This is a genomic window from Acinetobacter sp. F16 (assembly GCF_052712855.1).
Genome location: NZ_JBRATK010000018.1, coordinates 15,444 through 33,659, shown reverse-complemented (window position 1 = coordinate 33,659; position 18,216 = coordinate 15,444). Strand labels below are relative to the sequence as shown.

General features: G+C 42.7%; 16 protein-coding genes and 1 pseudogene. 9 read left to right on the top strand and 8 right to left on the bottom strand.

Features of this window, described 5'->3' with window-relative positions; all coding sequences use genetic code 11:
- The first annotated feature begins 3 nt into the window (after positions 1-3).
- The 3 genes from guaD (at position 4) to ACU0NF_RS10720 (ending at position 2,506) form a co-directional block, all read left to right on the top strand.
- Positions 4-1,320 (top strand): guanine deaminase, encoded by a 1,317-nt coding sequence (guaD, locus tag ACU0NF_RS10730; RefSeq protein ID WP_445661114.1) that lies wholly within the window; start codon positions 4-6, stop codon positions 1,318-1,320.
- A gap of 222 nt (positions 1,321-1,542) precedes the next feature.
- A complete protein-coding gene (gene hpt, locus ACU0NF_RS10725; protein ID WP_445661113.1) occupies positions 1,543-2,070 on the top strand; it encodes a hypoxanthine phosphoribosyltransferase in 528 nt (175 codons plus the stop codon).
- A 178-nt stretch (positions 2,071-2,248) separates the two neighbouring features.
- A complete protein-coding gene (locus ACU0NF_RS10720) occupies positions 2,249-2,506 on the top strand; it encodes a GlsB/YeaQ/YmgE family stress response membrane protein (RefSeq protein ID WP_131382740.1) in 258 nt (85 codons plus the stop codon).
- A gap of 22 nt (positions 2,507-2,528) precedes the next feature.
- On the opposite strand, the gene ACU0NF_RS10715 is transcribed toward ACU0NF_RS10720, so the two are convergent.
- From ACU0NF_RS10715 to dmeF, 3 genes and pseudogenes are all read right to left on the bottom strand, one after another.
- Entirely contained in the window at positions 2,529-3,491 is a 963-nt protein-coding gene (locus ACU0NF_RS10715) for an IS30 family transposase (RefSeq protein WP_445661112.1), read from the bottom strand.
- 177 nt (positions 3,492-3,668) lie between these two features.
- Positions 3,669-4,370, bottom strand: coding sequence for a DsbC family protein (locus ACU0NF_RS10710; RefSeq protein ID WP_171537534.1), 702 nt, complete (start codon positions 4,368-4,370; stop codon positions 3,669-3,671).
- Positions 4,371-4,450: 80 nt separating this feature from the next.
- Positions 4,451-5,418 (bottom strand): annotated as a pseudogene (dmeF, locus tag ACU0NF_RS10705) (CDF family Co(II)/Ni(II) efflux transporter DmeF).
- Between the two features lie 55 nt (positions 5,419-5,473).
- On the opposite strand from dmeF, the gene ACU0NF_RS10700 reads away from it, so the two are divergent.
- Positions 5,474-5,740 carry a metal/formaldehyde-sensitive transcriptional repressor gene (locus ACU0NF_RS10700; protein WP_445661111.1) on the top strand — a complete coding sequence of 89 codons (267 nt, stop codon included), beginning with the start codon at positions 5,474-5,476 and terminating at the stop codon, positions 5,738-5,740.
- Positions 5,741-5,855: 115 nt separating this feature from the next.
- On the top strand, positions 5,856-7,028 hold the full coding sequence (locus ACU0NF_RS10695) for an MFS transporter (protein WP_445661110.1): 1,173 nt from the start codon (positions 5,856-5,858) through the stop codon (positions 7,026-7,028).
- A gap of 43 nt (positions 7,029-7,071) precedes the next feature.
- On the opposite strand, the gene mnmE is transcribed toward ACU0NF_RS10695, so the two are convergent.
- The 5 genes from mnmE to rpmH form a co-directional block, all read right to left on the bottom strand.
- A complete protein-coding gene (gene mnmE, locus ACU0NF_RS10690) occupies positions 7,072-8,427 on the bottom strand; it encodes a tRNA uridine-5-carboxymethylaminomethyl(34) synthesis GTPase MnmE (protein WP_445661109.1) in 1,356 nt (451 codons plus the stop codon).
- Between the two features lie 99 nt (positions 8,428-8,526).
- Positions 8,527-10,281 (bottom strand): membrane protein insertase YidC, encoded by a 1,755-nt coding sequence (gene yidC, locus ACU0NF_RS10685; RefSeq protein ID WP_445661108.1) that lies wholly within the window; start codon positions 10,279-10,281, stop codon positions 8,527-8,529.
- Positions 10,282-10,286: 5 nt separating this feature from the next.
- Complete coding sequence (gene yidD / locus ACU0NF_RS10680) at positions 10,287-10,607, bottom strand: membrane protein insertion efficiency factor YidD (RefSeq protein ID WP_131269283.1); 321 nt, start codon at positions 10,605-10,607, stop codon at positions 10,287-10,289.
- A gap of 9 nt (positions 10,608-10,616) precedes the next feature.
- Entirely contained in the window at positions 10,617-11,006 is a 390-nt protein-coding gene (rnpA, locus tag ACU0NF_RS10675) for a ribonuclease P protein component (RefSeq protein ID WP_004650901.1), read from the bottom strand.
- A 29-nt stretch (positions 11,007-11,035) separates the two neighbouring features.
- Entirely contained in the window at positions 11,036-11,170 is a 135-nt protein-coding gene (gene rpmH / locus ACU0NF_RS10670; RefSeq protein WP_000831329.1) for a 50S ribosomal protein L34, read from the bottom strand.
- Positions 11,171-11,831: 661 nt separating this feature from the next.
- On the opposite strand from rpmH, the gene dnaA reads away from it, so the two are divergent.
- From dnaA to gyrB, 4 genes are all read left to right on the top strand, one after another.
- Positions 11,832-13,211, top strand: coding sequence for a chromosomal replication initiator protein DnaA (gene dnaA, locus ACU0NF_RS10665; RefSeq protein WP_284067555.1), 1,380 nt, complete (start codon positions 11,832-11,834; stop codon positions 13,209-13,211).
- A gap of 109 nt (positions 13,212-13,320) precedes the next feature.
- Positions 13,321-14,466 carry a DNA polymerase III subunit beta gene (gene dnaN, locus ACU0NF_RS10660; protein ID WP_370984458.1) on the top strand — a complete coding sequence of 382 codons (1,146 nt, stop codon included), beginning with the start codon at positions 13,321-13,323 and terminating at the stop codon, positions 14,464-14,466.
- A gap of 27 nt (positions 14,467-14,493) precedes the next feature.
- Positions 14,494-15,576 (top strand): DNA replication/repair protein RecF, encoded by a 1,083-nt coding sequence (gene recF, locus ACU0NF_RS10655; protein ID WP_171537542.1) that lies wholly within the window; start codon positions 14,494-14,496, stop codon positions 15,574-15,576.
- Between the two features lie 55 nt (positions 15,577-15,631).
- Positions 15,632-18,103 carry a DNA topoisomerase (ATP-hydrolyzing) subunit B gene (gyrB, locus tag ACU0NF_RS10650; RefSeq protein WP_445661107.1) on the top strand — a complete coding sequence of 824 codons (2,472 nt, stop codon included), beginning with the start codon at positions 15,632-15,634 and terminating at the stop codon, positions 18,101-18,103.
- The last annotated feature ends 113 nt before the right edge of the window (positions 18,104-18,216 follow it).

Here is an 18,216-nt window from a genome sequence, read left to right as displayed (position 1 = left end):
TGCATGTCTCCTATTCAGGCTCAACGCGCCGTTCGTGGGTGCTTTCTTGATATTCAGCACAGCGTTTCCCAGGCTGCCGATATCCCTCAAGCCATCCGTTATATTGAAGATGGCTTACTCATCACCAGCGCTGGAAAAATCACCTGGTTCGGAAGCTGGCAAGAGGGGCAAATTTTACTGAATCAAGATACACCGCTTGAGCATTACCCTGAACAGCTGATTGTGCCGGGATTCATTGATACCCATATCCATTTCCCACAAACTGAAATGGTCGGTGCCTATGGTGAACAGTTATTGGAATGGCTCGACACCTATACTTTCCCTACAGAACTGCAATTTAAAGACAAAGCCTATGCCGACAAAATCGCGCAGTTCTTTGTTCAGGAATTATTGAAAAACGGCACCACCACAGCCTTGGTTTTTTGTAGCGTACACGCTGAATCCGTCAATGCATTATTTGAAGCGGCGCAACAGCATCAAATGCGCTTAATTGCCGGCAAGGTAATGATGGACCGTCATGCCCCTGAAGGTCTGTGCGATACAGCAGAAAGTTCTTATCATGATTCTAAAGCACTAATTGAAAAATGGCATGGTAAAGGTCGTAACCTGTATGCGATTACCCCACGTTTTGCGCCGACGTCTACACCCGACCAACTTGCCAAAGCGGGGCAGTTAAAAGCGGAATATCCTGAAGTTTATGTACACACCCATTTAAGTGAAAACAAGAATGAAATTGCCTGGGTGAAAGAACTATTTCCAGAACAACAAAGCTATCTGGATGTGTATCACCATTATGGATTGACGGGGCAGCGTTCGGTCTTTGCGCACTGCGTGCATTTGGAAGATGCCGAATGGGACTGTATGCACGAAACTAACTCGGCGATTGCCTTTTGCCCTACTTCCAATCTGTTCCTGGGCAGTGGTTTATTTCCTTTGAAAAAAACCTGGGAAAAACAGGTCAAAGTTGGTTTAGGTACAGATATTGGTGCCGGCACTTCATTTAACCAGCTGCAAACCTTAAATGAAGCCTACAAAGTGCAACAGCTTCAAGGCGATAAACTCTCTGCATTTGAGTCGCTGTATCATGCGACCTTGGGTGGAGCCAAAGCCTTGGATCTGCACGATAAACTGGGTAACTTTAACCTGGGTAAAGAAGCCGATTTTATTGTGCTCGATTTAAAAGCCACCGCTCTTCAGGCACTGCGTCAGGAACGTGCCAAAGGCATTGAAGATGCGTTATTTGCCCTCATGACCATGGGCGATGACCGTAATATCCAGGCGACTTATATTTATGGAGAACCGGCCTATGTCAAAGCATAAGACGACAAAAATGTCTTATAAAAAGATGTTGGTGGTGGTTGGAATAGGCGTGGCTTGCGCTGTATTACTTAAGCGTGATACCCCGAAAACCAAGGCTTGATTACATTTTCAGCCGCAAAAAAGATGCATCTCTTGAGCAGATGTATTAAAATTAAAAGGTCTTTTGAGGTGTTGCTGGTCAACACCTTTTTTATTTTTTGATTTGCTTTTAGGTATCTACCCATGACCGTTCATATGAGCGTAATGATCTCAGCTGAAGAAATTCACGCGAAAGTCAAAGAGCTTGGTGCAAAAATTGATGCTCACTATGCCAATAGTGACAAAGAACTTGTTCTGATTGGTTTACTGCGTGGTTCAGTCATTTTTATGGCTGATTTATGTCGTGCAATTACCAAACCACATGAACTCGACTTTATGACGGTATCAAGTTACGGTGGCGGTACGGTTTCAACGCGTGATGTCAAAATTTTAAAAGACCTGGACGGCGAAATTCGCGGTAAAGATGTACTGATTGTTGAAGATATTATTGACTCAGGCAATACCCTCAGCAAAGTGCTGGAAATTTTAACCACGCGTAATCCGAATTCAATTGAACTGTGTACTTTAATTAGCAAACCTTCACGCCGTGAAATTGAACTTGAAGTGAAGTTTTTGGGCTTTGAAGTGGAAGATCGTTTTATTGTCGGTTATGGCTTGGACTATGATCAAAAATATCGCCATATTCCGTTTATTGGTGAAATTGGCCTTTAAAATAAAGACTGAATATTTAAAGTGGCCACTGGCCACTTTTTTTACATCTCAGATATATGCTTCAACAAAAAACCAACAGTTCTTAGCAGGACTCAACTGTTTACATTCACATAAATGATTAATTATAAAAATGAAAGCTTAATGAAAGATATAAACAAACGATAAATGGAGAAGTCATATGTGGACACTTATAGTTGCAATCGTGGTCGGTTTTATTGCAGGTTTAATTGCACGTGCTATTCATCCGGGAAATGATAAAGCAGGGTTTATTATGACCACTTTATTGGGTATCGCAGGTTCGTTATTGGCAACCTATGGTGGACGTCTACTCGGTCTTTACGATGAAAATTCTGCAGCAGGTTTTATTGCGTCGGTGATCGGTGCCCTTATTGTTTTATTCATCTATAACATGGTCAGCAAAAAATCACGCGTTTAAGCCTCGATTTTAAAGGGCGGATTCAAGCGGCAAGTGCAACAGTATAAAAACTAGCCATAATATCACTGGGTGTATACCAGCCCAGTGTCTTTCTAGGACGATTATTTAGAGCAGTCTCTATCTGTTCTATCCGCTCTTTTGAAACATGATCAAACGATGAGGATTTTGGCAGATATTGTCTGATCAGACCATTCGTATTTTCATTTCTGGCTCGTTGAATAGACTTGTACGCATCTGCAAAGTAAGTCTCTATGCCTGCGTCCGTTATCCGCCTATGCTCTGAGAATTCCTTGCCATTATCAAAGGTCACACTATAAGCATGACTACTACGCAAACATGCTAAAGCACACGAGATCGTTTTAGCTGTGGTTCTCGTTTGCCCCAAATGAACGATATGTACATACAGACTCTTGCGTTCAACCAGGATTAATAATGCTCCCTTATGATTCTTGCCTATTACAGTATCACCTTCAAAATCACCTAGGCGTTGACGTTTCTCGATGACCTCATCGCGACAATGAATACTTGTTCTATCAACAAGTTGACCTCTACGATCTGTGTTTTTATAGCCTCGTTTGCGATATTTTTTCTGATGTCTTAAATGCCGATGCAGATCTCCACCCTTCGCTTTATTCTGGTAAATGTACTGATAGATCCATTCATGCGATGGAACATTGAGCCACCCCCGATGCTTTAAAGCCCCGGCAATCTGTTCAGGAGACCAATCCAGAGTAATCAGATAACGGATGTAAGATATAGCAAAGTCATTCATCTGAGATAAACAGTGGTAGCGTCGTTGGCTTGAGAGATGCTCAGCCTGTTTAGCCCGATAACCACGTTGTCCTGTATTCCTTTTGATCTCACGATAAATGGTTGATCGGGAACGTCCAAGCTCCCTGGCAAGGGTGGAGATTGAAGATTTACTTTTCAAAGCAGCATAAATTTCGTATCTTTCTTCTTGAGAAAGTTGGGTGTATTGCTTCATTGTGTGCTTTCCAATTGCGAGTTGAAAAAGTCTAATGATTCTAATACACCTAACTTTTTCAACTAACTACAAATGTGTCGCACTTGGTATTTGAATCCGCGAAGCATTACTTTTACTCATAAAAAAGCACCTAAAAAGGTGCTTTTTTATGGTTTGATGAATCAGACCATAAATCGGTTATAAACCCAACTCTTTCCACATTTGTTCTATTTCCTGAGCAGGGTGAGACCCCATCACTTTAAAACCGTTAGAGAAAATAATGGCGGGTGTTCCAGTTAAACCCAATGATTTTCCTAAACTCAAGTTACGCTCAACCGGATTGGCACAGGTTTTTTTAGAACTGGGTTGAATCCCTTTACTGATCAAATTTGACCAAGCCAAGGCCGGATCTTTTTCACAGAATACTTGCTTTGACACAGCAATAGACTGGGTTTTGATGGGATAGATAAAGGTATAAATCGTGACATCATTCAACTTGCTTAATTCAGCCTCAAGCTGTTTGCAATACGGGCAATTTGGATCAGAAAAAATCGCGATCTGGCGTTTACCATTACCTCGTACACTTTTCACCGCATCCTGTAAAGGCAGCTTTTTCCAGTCAATACTGTTTTGTTTAAGCACTAAATCTTGGGTCAAATTTTTCTGATCACTTAAACGGTACATTGAACCCACCAGAATATGTTGCGCATCTTCACCTAAATACACCACCTGACCATCCATTGAACCGCTATAAATGCCTTTCATATCGGTAGCTTGAATATTTTCAATGTTCAATTTTGGGTGCTGTTTGCTGAGGTTGCTTTTGACCGTATCAACATTCGCCAAACTTAAGCTTGAAATAAAACTGACCAAGGCGAATGCCAATGTTTTTTTAATCATGTTGTTGTGCTCATAAATTCCAATCGTTCAACGCGATTCTACTTAAAATCTAAGTACAGATTCAGTTTTTTTAGCAGTCCTTACTGAAAGCACACACATTTCATCACCAAGGTTTCACGTGGAACATTGACCTGATTTACAGCGGATTGATTTCTACCGACACATGCACAATTTCGTCATGAATAGAAAGTGCCTCACGAACTTGGTCGGCATTTAAGTTGGAATCGGTTGCTAAGGCCAAAATGCAAGAAAACTTTCCTTTTCCCACTTTCCAGACATGCAGGTCAGTGATTTCTACCATAGAAAACTCAGCAATTACCTCCCGAATTTCCTCAACCACGGGATGATCCATTTCCGCATCGAGTAGAGTTTTCCCAGTTTCTTTGATCAGTCCAATGGCCCATTTTGCCACCAGAATTGAACCTGCAATTCCGAGTACTGCATCCAGAAAGCCCCAATCCAGATACTTTGCAGCAAACAGCGCAATAATCGCAAATACTGAAGTTACTGCATCTGCCACCACATGCATAAATGCCGCTTTCTGGTTTAAGTCGTGATGTTCATGAGTATGTTCATGATGGTGATGGTGATGGTGATGGTCATCATACAGTAACCACGCACAGATTAAATTAATCACCAGGCCCAAAATTGCAATCGGAATGGCCTGGTTATAATGAATATCGATGGGATTTATGAGTCGTTCTATTGACTGGAAGGCCATAAAGATCGCCACCACCATCAACAAGATCGCGCTGCTATATCCGGCTAAAATTTCAATTTTCCAGGTACCAAAACTGAATCGGGCATCATGTGCATAATGGCGCGCAGAACGATAGGCAAAATAAGCCAGTCCCAAGGCCAGCATATGCGAACTCATGTGCCAGCCATCGGCAAGCAAGGCCATAGAGTTGTAAATCCAACCACCCATCACTTCTAATAGCATCATCACTGCCGTTAGAATAGTCGCCAATAGAATTCGTTTTTGGGCGAGGGGATTACCTTCATCAAACTGATGAGCGTGTATTCTGGTCAATGGGGCTTTTTGCATAATCTTAGTGTTTAAATATACTCCCCCATAGTATATTTATTTTTGGAGTGTTGTGTTGAGCCATTTACATCAGGATAAGAAAATTCAAAATCGAGTCAAACGCTTACAAGGGCAAATTAATGCCGTCGAGCAAGCCTTAAACAGCCCTGAGCATTCATGCATTATGCTATTACAGCAAGTCGCTGCGATTAAAGGCGCCGTGAATGGTCTGATGAATGAATTGATTGAATCACATTTGCGTCATCACGTGATAGGTGAACAAACTAAAATTAATGAACAAGAACTTGCTGAATTTTTAAAATTATTAAAGCGTTATGGTTAAATGGTTTACATCTTATAAATTGACGTCTTAGATAAATAACAATTAATCTAAAGCTCTTTTTTTCTCCAAATATTCGCCATTTTCAACCCTATGGCGGGTGTTTCTGTGGCCCTACATGACGACTCAACAATCATGGCGACCGTTTTTAATGGTCAGCCTGGCACTGTGTATTGGAACCATTGGCACCGCGCTCGCGAGTCCTTTATATCCGATCTATCAACAACTGTGGCATCTACTGCCGAGCCATATTACCTATATCTTTGTGGCTTATATGTTTGGCTGTCTGGCAACCTTGTTATTTCTGGGTCGAAGCAGCAACAGTTTTGGATTCCGACCCACCTTACAAATCGGGATCGTGTTTGTGATCCTGGGCTTAGCCCTCTCATCGATTGCATCAAATGCGCTTTGGCTGGCTTTGGGCCGCTTTATTATCGGGATTGCATCTGGACTGATCAGCACCTCTGCGATGCTGGGCTTAATCACCACCATTCCAGACAGTCATAAACAAAATGCACCGCAATTAAGTTCCATCATTACCGTGATTGGTTTTGGCCTGGGACCGTTTATTGGCGGGCTGATTGCCCAGTTCTCCAGCCAACCCTTAGTTACGCCCTATTTACCGGTTATTGCCGCTGCGATTGTATGCTTTTTGGGTTTATTTCTGGTTAAAGTTCCCCAATTCAAAGTCCAGCCTTTTTCAGTCGCCCCACGTCTGGAAATACCAGCCCCCCAGCATCATTCCTTATTTTTTATTGCCGGTTTGACAGCATTTAGTGCTTTTGGAGCCTTTAGCTTATTTGCATCGCTTTCACCCTCTTTTGTGAAAGACCTGATTCCATGGCATGGACCTTTGGTTAGCGGTTCGGCCATTGCCAGCATTTTACTGGTTTCTGCTGTCGTACAATTTTCTGCCAAAAGTCTGCTTCCAGCTAAAAGTCTGATTTTAGGGCTGATCACCTTAGTCGTGAGCTTTGTCTTACTGGGCTTATGCATGAGCATGCAATGGAGTATTCTGTTCTTTATCAGCGATATTTTGGTCGGTGTAGGTCATGGGCTGGGCTTGTTGGGTGCATTCGGTTTAATTCACCAGATGACCACCACGGATAACCGCGCAGCGGTGATGTCGACCTATTTATTTATTGGTTACTTGGGCACGATTGTGCCGATTATTGCGGTGGGGTATTTAGCCGATCATTTTGGTTTAACCACGGGTGTTTTAGGATTCTGCCTAGGGGTTGGTTTAATCTGTCTTGCGCTGATATTTTGGTATAAGAAAATTTCATCATAAAAAAACCACCTTCACATAAAGGCGGTTTTTTTAATTTACTCAATTACTTTCCAATACAGAATGATCCGAAGATCTTACCTAACAAATCATCTGCACTAAATTCACCGGTAATCTCAGCCAAGGCATTTTGGGCCAGACGCAAAGACTCCGCCACCAGTTCACCCGCCTGATACACCACCAACTGCTCATGCGCTTCTGCAAGGTACACTTGAGTGCGTTTCATTGCGTCTAAATGGCGGGTACGCGCAATAAACGTGTCTTCTTCTGGCTGGAAGCCTGCATGCGCTGTAATCGCATCTATAAGCGACTGAACACCCGTTTCCTGCTTGGCAGACACCGTAATATGACGGAAGCCCTGATAATCGCCAATTTCAGCCGCAGTACCGGTTAAATCACACTTGTTGGCAATCAGCATTAGACGACGTGGTTCCAGATGCTCGGCAAAATAGTTTTGTGCCAGTTGCAAAGGATCTTCACCTTGGCTTAAGTCATAAACCAACAGCAACAAATCGGCTTGTTCAATTTCTTTAATGGCACGGCGGATACCTTCTTTCTCGACAATATCACCGGTTTCACGCAGGCCTGCCGTATCGGTCAGGGTGATCGGCAAGCCATTTAAGGTGATTTTTTCATGCAACACATCACGGGTGGTACCGGCAATATCGGTCACAATGGCACGTTCATTTCCGGCCAAGGTATTGAGTAGTGAGGATTTACCTGCATTTGGTTTACCGGCAATCACCACCTGCAAACCTTCACGCAGCAACTGGCCTTGACGTGCAGATTTTTGTACCGCAGTCACTGAACCTTGCACATCTTCAAGCAAGGCCAAAATTTTGCCATCGGCCAAAAAGTCGATTTCTTCTTCCGGAAAATCAATCGCTGCTTCCACATGTAAGCGCAGGTGAATCAGTTTCTCTAATACGGTATTGACTCGGGTCGAGAAAGCACCTTGCAGTGAACGTACCGCTGAACGTGCTGCCGCTTGTGAAGTGGCATCAATCAGGTCAGCAATCGCTTCTGCCTGCACCAAATCCAGCTTGCCATTTTCAAAGGCACGCATGGAAAATTCACCGGCTTTGGCAGCAATTGCGCCCAGTTCCAGTAAACGGCCCAGCAAAGCATTTTGAATCACCGGACCGCCATGCCCTTGCAGTTCCACCACATCTTCACCGGTAAAGGAGTTGGGGTTGGGAAAGCAGATGGCCAAGCCCTCATCCATGACTTCGCCTACGGCATCGTAGAACTGGCGGAAACCGGCAAAACGGGCTTTCGGCAGAGTTTTTTGCGTCAAAGCTTCTGCAATGGCATAGGATTTTGGACCTGACAGACGAATCACCCCCACACCACCACGTCCGGGCGGAGTTGCAATTGCAGCAATCGTTGTTCGGTTTTGCATAAAATTCACCTAAAAAATCCCAAATCACAGCCAAATAAAAATCCGCCTAAGATTACCATCTTAAGCGGATTTATTCAGCTATTCGCAATCAGTCGTTACTTAAACAACTTCGCGTTTTTCGCGTTCTTTCGCCACACCTTTGTTGATCAAACTTTGCTGCAAGATGGTAATACTGTTATTCACAATCCAGTACATTACCAAGCCCGCAGGGAAGAACAACATAAATACGGTGAAGATAATCGGCATGATCTTGAAGACTTTCGCCTGCATCGGATCAGCCGGTTGCGGATTTAAAGACTGCTGGATAAACATGGTCAAACCCATCAATAACGGCAGGATAAACCATGGATCCATTGCAGATAAATCTTGAATCCAGCCTAACCAAGGTGCATGACGAAGCTCTACAGACTCCATCAATACCCAGTACAAGGCCAAGAAAATCGGCATTTGTAAAAGCAGTGGCAAGCAACCTGATAATGGGTTGACTTGTTCACGTTTATACAGCGCCATCATTTCTTGCGAGAAACGCATGCGGTCTTCGCCAAACTCTTCTTTCATGCGTTGCATTTCAGGTGCAATCACACGCATTTTCGCCATAGAGCGGTAGCTCTTAGCAGATAATGGCCAAAGAATCAGTTTAACAAGTACAGTCAACAAGATAATTGACCAGCCCCAGTTGCCGACAATGTTATGGAAGAATTGCAGACCAAGGAACAATAATTTCGCGATTGGCCACAACCAGCCATAATCCACAGTTTGGTTTAAACCGATCGCCAGGTCTTTCAGTTCAGACTGAATTTTAGGACCTGAATAGAAGGTTGCATCCAGCTCAGCTGCAGTACCGGCAGGAACATTGATCATCGGTGAGGTAAAACCGATAATATTCATGTTGTCTGTCGATTGACGCGATTCTAGTTTGGCACTATACGGCTGACCATTGGCTTGAGTGAGTTTAAGATCACCTGGAATCCAGGCACTGACGAAATAGTGCTGCACAACCCCAACCCAGCCGCCTTTGGCTTCCACATTCAATTTTTCTTCATTGAAGTTGTCAAATTTAAGCTTGTTGTAATGCTCATCCGGTGTACCCCAAGCACCACCCAGGAATGTACCCAGTGTGAAAATGCCCTGGTCAGATTTACCCGGATCATCCGAGTTGTCACGTTTGATTTGACCAAACATTTGACCTTGCCAGTTCTGAGCACTACGGTTCACAACCTTGTGGTTGACAACAATCGGGTATTCACCTTGCTTAAAGGTAAAGGTTTTGATGATTTCTACACCATCAGCGGTTTTATAAACCATTGGCACCGATAAAACTTTAACCGCTTTGCCATCTTTGCTTTGTTCAGCTTTTGCATCAGCCAAGCTATACGCTGCTTTTTCAACTTCATAAACCGGACGACCATTACGGTTACTGTCCGGTCCATTTAAACCAATCAAGCCAGACTGAGCAACATAAGTACGTTTTTCATCGCTTTCCAGCATGACAAACGGTTCATCACTGTCTTTATTTTTATCATGGTTCAATAATTCAATACGAACAATGTCACCACCTTTAGGATTAATCCAAAGATGATAAAGGTCAGTTTGTACTGAAATAAGCTGTTGACTTACAGGTGCAGTGACATCTGTTGTAGTTTGCTGAGTGGCAATATTTGCTTGAGGCACGTCAGACGCTGCTGGAGCTGTTTGAGCATTTGGCAAATCTGCAGATACTTCATGCGAAACCACGGCAGCGTCTTGCTGCGGTTTAGTCTCTGCATGACCATAATCTTTTTGCCAAGCCAAAATAAGCAAATATGCGACGACAAACATAGCCCCTAGAATTGCAAACCTGGCCCATTGTTGCATATCTTTTATCCCAAGTAGTTAGAGTGATTTCGGTTCAATAAACGATCACGAAAGGGTACAGCAACGTGAAGCGTTTGAGAATCCATTTGCTGAAATGAAATAAAACGAATTGCTTTTGGCGGAACAGGGTCATACCCTGAACCACCCCAAGGATGACAACGACAAATACGTTGAGTAGCTAACCACGCACCACGCACAGCACCATAACGATGGACTGCTTCTAAAGAATATTGAGAACATGTTGGAATATAACGACAACGGGGTCCCAATAAAGGACTAATCGCGATTTGATAGAATCGAATCAACCAATGCAGTAAACGTACCATTGGCCTTCTCTACTTTTGTGGGGAGGGAGCTATCTTTTTATGCTTATTGGCAAGGCGTTGCAATTTCTGCCAAGCAAATTGTAATTGCTGTTGCAATTCTGCATTAGGGATTGCTTCAATGCCGACTTTAGGCATGACCACAATATCTAATAAATCTAATTGCTGCTGATGCAGGCGAAAACTTTCGCGAGCAAGACGTTTTACTCTATTTCTTTCATGTGCACGACGCACTTTTTTCTTGGCAACAACAATACCCAAACGGCTTGAAGGCTGTTCGGAATTTTTTGCCAAAAATAAGAAATGGGGTTGATGCACTTTAAAAAGCGCACCATCAAACACACTTTTATAATCGGCAGCACAGCGTATGCGTACGTCTGTGCTGAAGCCATAAAGTGTCATGACACCCAAAATCGTAATAACTTAACTAATTAAACAGTTAAGCTATGACGACCTTTTGCACGACGACGAGCTAATACTTGACGACCAGCTTTAGTAGCCATACGAGCACGGAAACCATGAACACGCTTACGCTTTAATTCTGATGGTTGGAATGTACGTTTCATATTGAAACTCCAAAAATGATCTTCTATGAAGGTTCGCGATTTTAGTGGTCATTCGGTGAGCTGTCAATCAAAAACAAACTTTCTTTCAAAATAAGGGCTTTTTTTTTAAAATGAAGAATATCAAGTTTGTTTATCACATTAAAAATTGTTTTAATTTTACACACAATATAAGTTATTGATTAATAATACAACATAAGTTATAAACAGAAATATTCACAAGATTATCCACAACTTAGTGTTGATAAGATTTATTTTCTCATTTTTGAATTTAAATTTAAAAATATCTAAAGTTATCCCCATCAAACAACGCTCTTATAAATAAATTCAAATTTATAAATTTAAATTTATTACTATTAGGGAGCCATTTTTCTGTGGAAAAGCTATTTTTAATTTTTATAAACATGAAGTTAGCTTGTGGATATCCATGTTTTTATAAGTTTATTAAATTGTGGATAACTTTGTGATATATTTTATCCACAGCTTGCGGATAATCTTATCCACATGCGGGTTTAAATTTAAATTTAATCTGAAATTTGCTTTTTTGAGTGATATTTCTTTAATTTTGCCATGACAGATGTGGATAACTTCGATAGAATGGCGACCCGCTTGGTCGGGCTCAAAAATGATTTTTTATAACTAATGGAATAAATAGGGGTTTCACATGCTTTGGACTGACTGTTTAACTCGTTTGCGACAAGAGCTTTCGGGTAATGTCTTTACAATGTGGATTCGCCCTTTGGTTGCTGAAGAGCTTAACGACACATTAAAACTTTATGCACCCAATCCGTATTGGACACGTTATATTCAGGAACATCATCTTGAGCTGATCACGATTCTGGCAGAGCAAATGTCCGAAGGCCGGGTGCGCAAAGTTGAAATTCTGGTGGATTCCCGTCCTGGTGCCATTCTGTCTGCCCATGAACAACCGGCAACCACGACTGCTGCCTTGCAAGCGGTTGCTACACCGGTGGCTCGACCGCGAAAAGAAAAAGAAGACACGCCGGCTAAAAATAGCCGCAAGCGTTTATTGAACCCCTTATTTACTTTTTCGTTATTTGTTGAAGGCCGCTCCAACCAGATGGCAGCGGAAACCTGTCGTAAAGTTTTAACCCAACTGGGCGCTTCGCAACATAACCCTTTATTTTTGTATGGTCCGACAGGTCTGGGTAAAACGCATTTAATGCAAGCGGTGGGGAACGCTTTATTGCAAGCCAAACCCAATGCGCGCGTGATGTATATGACTGCGGAAAGTTTTGTGCAAGATTTTGTCAGCTCATTGCAACAAGGCAAAGTAGAAGAATTCAAGAAAAATTGCCGCTCGCTGGATTTGTTGCTGGTCGATGATATTCATTTGCTGGCCGGAAAAGAAGCCAGTCTGGTAGAGTTTTTCTATACGTTTAATGCCTTGCTGGATGAGTCGAAGCAGATCATTTTAACTTCGGATCGTTATCCTAAAGAATTAACCGAACTGGATGCACGTCTGGTTTCACGTTTTTCTTGGGGCTTGTCGGTGGGCGTGGAACCGCCGGATATTGAAACTCGTATCGAAATTCTGCTGAAAAAAGCGGAAAATATCGGAGTGGAATTGCCGCGTAACTGTGCTTTGTTTGTGGCACAACAGGTCGTGGCCAATGTGCGTGAACTTGAAGGTGCGCTCAATAAAGTCGTGGCTATTTCACGTTTTAAAGGTACCCCGATTGATCTGGATGTAGTGCGTGAGTCATTAAAAGATGTGCTGGCGATTCGTGCCCGAACCATCAGTACTGAAAATATCCAGCGTGTGGTCAGTGAATATTTCCGTATTCCGCTCAAAGAAATTGTCGGTCCTAAACGTACCCGTATTTATGCCCGTCCACGCCAGCTGGCGATGGGGCTTGCGCGTGAATTGACCGGTGATAGTTTCCCGGAAATTGGCATGGCTTTTGGCGGTCGTGATCACAGTACCGTGATGCATGCCTGCGAGAAAGTGTTAAGCCTGCGTGAACAAGATCCGATCTTTAATGAAGACTATAAAAACCTGCAACGTTTGTTGCAAAGTTGATCGAATTTGATCAAATTCTATTCTTGCAATGCGGCATATTCTGCCGCATAGTACACTGCTAAAAACACATTTATTTATTATTTATCTTCAGTAGTTAGAGGAATGTACCGTGCGTTTGAAAATCGCGAAAGAAAGCTTACTTAATGTTCTGTCACATGTCGTAGGAGCGGTTGAACGTCGCCATACTTTAAACATTCTGTCTAATGTTAAAATTCAAGTCAGCAACGAATCGTTAACCATTACCGGTTCCGATCTGGAAGTGGAGCTGGTTGCCAGTACCACTTTGGCTGAAGGTGCATGTTTGCAAGTAGGGGAAACCACTGTGCCTGCACGCAAGCTGATGGACATCTGTAAATCATTACCGACTGCAGCTTTGATTGACCTGCAAATTACTGAAGATCGCTGTATTTTAAAATCGGGTAATAGCCGTTTTGTATTGGGTACTTTGCCTGCTGAAGACTACCCGCTACTGAGTACTGAAAATGCGCAAGGTACGCAAGTGACTGTGACTCAGCGTGAGTTAAAACGCCTGTTTGAAAAAACTGCTTTTGCGATGGCGGTGCAGGATGTACGTTTTTATTTAACCGGGACCTTGCTTGAAATTGATCAAAACCAGCTTCGTGCAGTCACCACTGATGGTCACCGTTTAGCATTATGTGAAACAGCAGCAACTTCAACTGCAACCCAGGCTATTCAAGCGATTGTGCCACGTAAAGCAGTAGCAGAATTACAGCGTCTGCTCAGTATTGAAGATGAGCAGTTATCTTTGCTGATTGGCCGTGAATTATTGAACGTGACCATTAGCACACCAAGCCGCGACAAAGAACAGGGCAATATCACGGTTCGGTTCACCACCAAGCTAATTGATGGCAAATTCCCAGATTATCGTCGTGTGATTCCACGTGGCGGCGATAAAAACGTATTGATTGCACATGATGTATTTAAGCAATCCCTGCAACGTGTTGCGATTTTGAGTAATGAAAAATTACGCGGTGTGTTCCTGAATTTTAGTAGCGATTCTTTGCAGCTTCGCGCCAATAACCCGGAGCAAGATGAAGCGATTGAGGATCTGGCCATTCAATATGCAGATTCACCGATGGAAATGTCGTTCAATGCGCAATATTTACTGGATGTATTGGGTGCTTTGGATGGCGATGATGTCTACATGACCATGACTGAAGCCAACCAGTCGGTATTGGTACATGACCCAGCACAGCAAGATCAAACCTATGTTGTCATGCCAATGCGGGTTTAATTTGCAGATTTTTAACAAGATCAAATTATGTTTATCACGCGTTTAAATATAGAGCGTGTTCGAAACTTAAAAGCGGTTGCACTCCAGGAGTTGCAGCCGTTTAATGTCTTTTATGGTCAAAATGGTTCAGGCAAAACCTCGATTCTAGAGGCGATTCATTTGCTGGCGACCGGGCGTTCTTTCCGCACCCATATCCCGAAAAACTATATTCAAAATGAAACAAGCGATGCGATTGTTTTTGCGCAATCTGCGACCGAAAAGATTGGTATGCAAAAATTCTTGTCCGGTGAGCAACTGATTAAGGTCAATGGAGATCATATTGCGACTCAGGGGCAACTGGCTAAAATCTTGCCTTTGCAGCATATTGATCCACAAAGTACCGACATTATTGACTACGGAGCCAAGCCTCGGCGCCAATTGATTGACTGGCTGATGTTCCACGTGGAACCGGATTTTTATCATGCCTGGCAGTATTATTCGCGCGCTCTGAAACAACGCAACAGTTTGCTGAAATCGAGACGCAATCTTAGCCTGAATGATTTAGAGCCCTGGAATAAAATGCTGGCAGAATATGGCGAAATGCTGCATTCACAGCGCAGTGGAATTGTGGAACAGTGGAAAGTTTATTTTGAGCAGGATTTAAAGCAGTTATTGCCCAATCTGGATATACAGATGGAATATGTTGCAGGTTTTCACAGCGAGCTTGGCTTGCTGCATGACTTAACCGTGCATCATCAAAAAGACCTCGATCGACGCTATACCGAATATGGTCCGCATCGCGCAGATTTACGTTTAAAAACAACGCTGGGTGATGCAGATGTGGTACTTTCACGCGGTCAAAAAAAGCTGCTGATTGTCGCCTTAAAACTGTCACAGATTGCAATGCTACATGCCTGTAATAAGGAAACTGTGGTATTATTAGATGATGTGACAGCAGAATTAGATTTAACTGCACAACGACGATTAATTGAGCGATTGAGCCAACTGGGTAGTCAAGTTTTTATTACCACTTTAGAGCATGAATCAGTAAAAAAACATTTACATGATTTGTCTATTTCATATCAATTATTCAATGTTGAAAACGGTCAAGTTCAAGTTGTTGTGCAATAGTTTTTTAGATTTTACCCATCTTTGGGATAGACCTATATTTCACTAGGGAGAAACCATGAGTTCAGAAGATCAAGCTGCTTCTCAAACAGAACTAACCAATGAAAAGGCTTATGATTCCTCTAGTATCAAGGTATTACGTGGCCTCGATGCTGTTCGTAAGCGTCCAGGCATGTATATTGGTGATACTGACGATGGTTCAGGTTTACATCACATGGTGTTTGAGGTTGTCGATAATGCAATTGATGAAGCCTTGGCGGGTCACTGTGATGAAATCTTAGTCATCATCCATGAAGATGAATCGGTGAGTGTTTCAGATAACGGTCGTGGTATTCCAACTGATATTCACCCAGAAGAAGGCGTATCTGCCGCTGAAGTAATTTTAACCATTCTTCATGCCGGCGGTAAGTTTGACGATAATAGCTATAAAGTATCCGGTGGTTTGCACGGAGTAGGTGTCTCTGTTGTAAATGCCTTGTCGAGTAAATTATTACTGAATATCCGTCGTGCCGGTAAAGTGTACGAGCAAGAGTATTGTCACGGCGATCCGGTCTATCCGTTACGTGCCATTGGTGATACTGAGGAAACAGGAACCACGGTTCGTTTCTATCCAAGTGCAGAAACCTTTAGCCAAACCATTTTCAATGTTGATATTTTAGCGCGTCGTTTGCGTGAACTTTCATTCTTGAATGCCGGCGTTCGTATTGTGTTGCGTGATGAACGTATCGATGCTGAACATGTATTTGATTATGAAGGCGGTTTATCTGAATTCGTAAAATATATCAATCAGGGCAAAACCCATTTGAATGATATTTTTCATTTCACCAGCCAGGTGCCGGAAACAGGAATTACTGTTGAAGTCGCTTTACAGTGGAATGACACTTATCAAGAAAATGTGCGCTGCTTTACCAACAATATTCCGCAAAAAGATGGTGGTGCGCATTTAGCCGGTTTCCGCGCAGCATTAACCCGTGGTTTAAACCAGTATCTGGACAGCGAAAATATCCTGAAGAAAGAAAAAGTCGCGGTTACCGGTGATGATGCACGTGAAGGTTTAACTGCGATTGTTTCAGTAAAAGTGCCAGATCCAAAATTCTCTTCACAAACCAAAGAAAAACTGGTTTCAAGTGAAGTTAAACCTGCTGTAGAGCAGGCGATGAACAAGGAATTTTCTGCCTACTTGCTGGAAAATCCGCAAGCGGCAAAATCAATTGCCGGCAAAATTATTGATGCAGCACGTGCGCGTGATGCGGCACGTAAAGCGCGTGAAATGACGCGTCGTAAGAGTGCACTTGATATTGCAGGTCTTCCAGGTAAATTGGCAGATTGCCAAGAAAAAGATCCAGCATTGTCTGAACTGTACTTGGTCGAAGGTGACTCTGCGGGCGGTTCTGCAAAACAGGGCCGTAACCGTAAGATGCAGGCGATTCTGCCACTGAAAGGTAAAATCCTGAATGTGGAGCGTGCGCGTTTCGACAAAATGATTTCTTCGCAAGAAGTCGGCACCCTGATTACTGCACTCGGTTGTGGTATTGGCCGTGAAGAATACAATCCGGATAAATTACGCTATCACAAAATCATCATCATGACCGATGCTGACGTCGACGGTTCGCACATTCGTACGCTACTGTTGACTTTCTTCTTCCGTCAAATGCCTGAACTTGTGGAACGTGGTTATATCTATATTGCACAGCCACCATTGTATAAATTGAAAAAAGGTAAGCAAGAGCAATATCTTAAAGATAATGATGCTTTAGAAACCTTCCTGATTTCAAATGCGATTGATGATCTGTCCTTGCATATCAGTGCTGAAGCTCCTGCAATTACAGGTCAAGCACTGGCAAAAGTTATTGAAGATTACCAAGTTTCACAGAAGAGTTTGAACCGTTTAACTGTACGCTATCCTGCAAGTTTGCTAGATGGTTTACTGGGGCTGGATGCATTCAAACTTGATCAAAATCATGATGAAGATTATGTGAAACAATGGTCTGAACAGTTACGTGCTGCGATTGAAAAATATCAACCAAGTTTACGTCCTGAGATCACGTTAGAAGTGTTTGAAAAAGAACATGCTGATGGTTCTAAAGTGGCGCATTTCTGGCCACGTGTGACCATCTATGTGCATAACTTGCCGCATTCGTATTTACTTGATTCCGGATTACTGGCTTCAGGTGAATATAAACGTTTACTGCAAAACTCGAAGAGCTGGTTTAGCTTGCTTGAAGAGGGTGCATTTTTGCAGAAAGGCGACCGTAAAATTAATGTCATCACGTTCCATCAAGTGTGGCAGCACATTTTAGCCGATTCACGTCGCGGTATGATGATCCAGCGCTATAAAGGTCTGGGTGAGATGAATGCGGAACAGCTTTGGGAAACCACGATGGATCCTGAAAATCGTAACATGTTGCAAGTCACTATTGATGACGTGATTGAAGCAGACCGGATGTTCTCTTGTTTGATGGGAGACGATGTAGAACCACGTCGTGCCTTCATTGAAGAAAACGCCTTAAATGCGGATATTGATGCTTAGGGCATTGATGAGTTAAATTGTAAAAAGCACCCTTCGGGGTGCTTTTTTTATGCTATTTTTATTTAAATACGATTAACTTTTAGCCATCTTTGTTTTATAAAAATGACTTATTC

Excerpts from the sequence above, each read along its gene's own strand:
- guaD (WP_445661114.1), top strand. The coding sequence starts at position 4 with ATGTCTCCTATTCAGGCTCAACGCGCCGTTCGTGGGTGCTTTCTTGAT.
- hpt (WP_445661113.1), top strand. The coding sequence starts at position 1,543 with ATGACCGTTCATATGAGCGTAATGATCTCAGCTGAAGAAATTCACGCG.
- ACU0NF_RS10720 (WP_131382740.1), top strand. The coding sequence starts at position 2,249 with ATGTGGACACTTATAGTTGCAATCGTGGTCGGTTTTATTGCAGGTTTA.
- ACU0NF_RS10715 (WP_445661112.1), bottom strand. The coding sequence starts at position 3,491 with ATGAAGCAATACACCCAACTTTCTCAAGAAGAAAGATACGAAATTTAT.
- ACU0NF_RS10710 (WP_171537534.1), bottom strand. The coding sequence starts at position 4,370 with ATGATTAAAAAAACATTGGCATTCGCCTTGGTCAGTTTTATTTCAAGC.
- ACU0NF_RS10695 (WP_445661110.1), top strand. The coding sequence starts at position 5,856 with ATGACGACTCAACAATCATGGCGACCGTTTTTAATGGTCAGCCTGGCA.
- mnmE (WP_445661109.1), bottom strand. The coding sequence starts at position 8,427 with ATGCAAAACCGAACAACGATTGCTGCAATTGCAACTCCGCCCGGACGT.
- yidC (WP_445661108.1), bottom strand. The coding sequence starts at position 10,281 with ATGCAACAATGGGCCAGGTTTGCAATTCTAGGGGCTATGTTTGTCGTC.
- yidD (WP_131269283.1), bottom strand. The coding sequence starts at position 10,607 with ATGGTACGTTTACTGCATTGGTTGATTCGATTCTATCAAATCGCGATT.
- rnpA (WP_004650901.1), bottom strand. The coding sequence starts at position 11,006 with ATGACACTTTATGGCTTCAGCACAGACGTACGCATACGCTGTGCTGCC.
- rpmH (WP_000831329.1), bottom strand. The coding sequence starts at position 11,170 with ATGAAACGTACATTCCAACCATCAGAATTAAAGCGTAAGCGTGTTCAT.
- dnaA (WP_284067555.1), top strand. The coding sequence starts at position 11,832 with ATGCTTTGGACTGACTGTTTAACTCGTTTGCGACAAGAGCTTTCGGGT.
- recF (WP_171537542.1), top strand. The coding sequence starts at position 14,494 with ATGTTTATCACGCGTTTAAATATAGAGCGTGTTCGAAACTTAAAAGCG.
- gyrB (WP_445661107.1), top strand. The coding sequence starts at position 15,632 with ATGAGTTCAGAAGATCAAGCTGCTTCTCAAACAGAACTAACCAATGAA.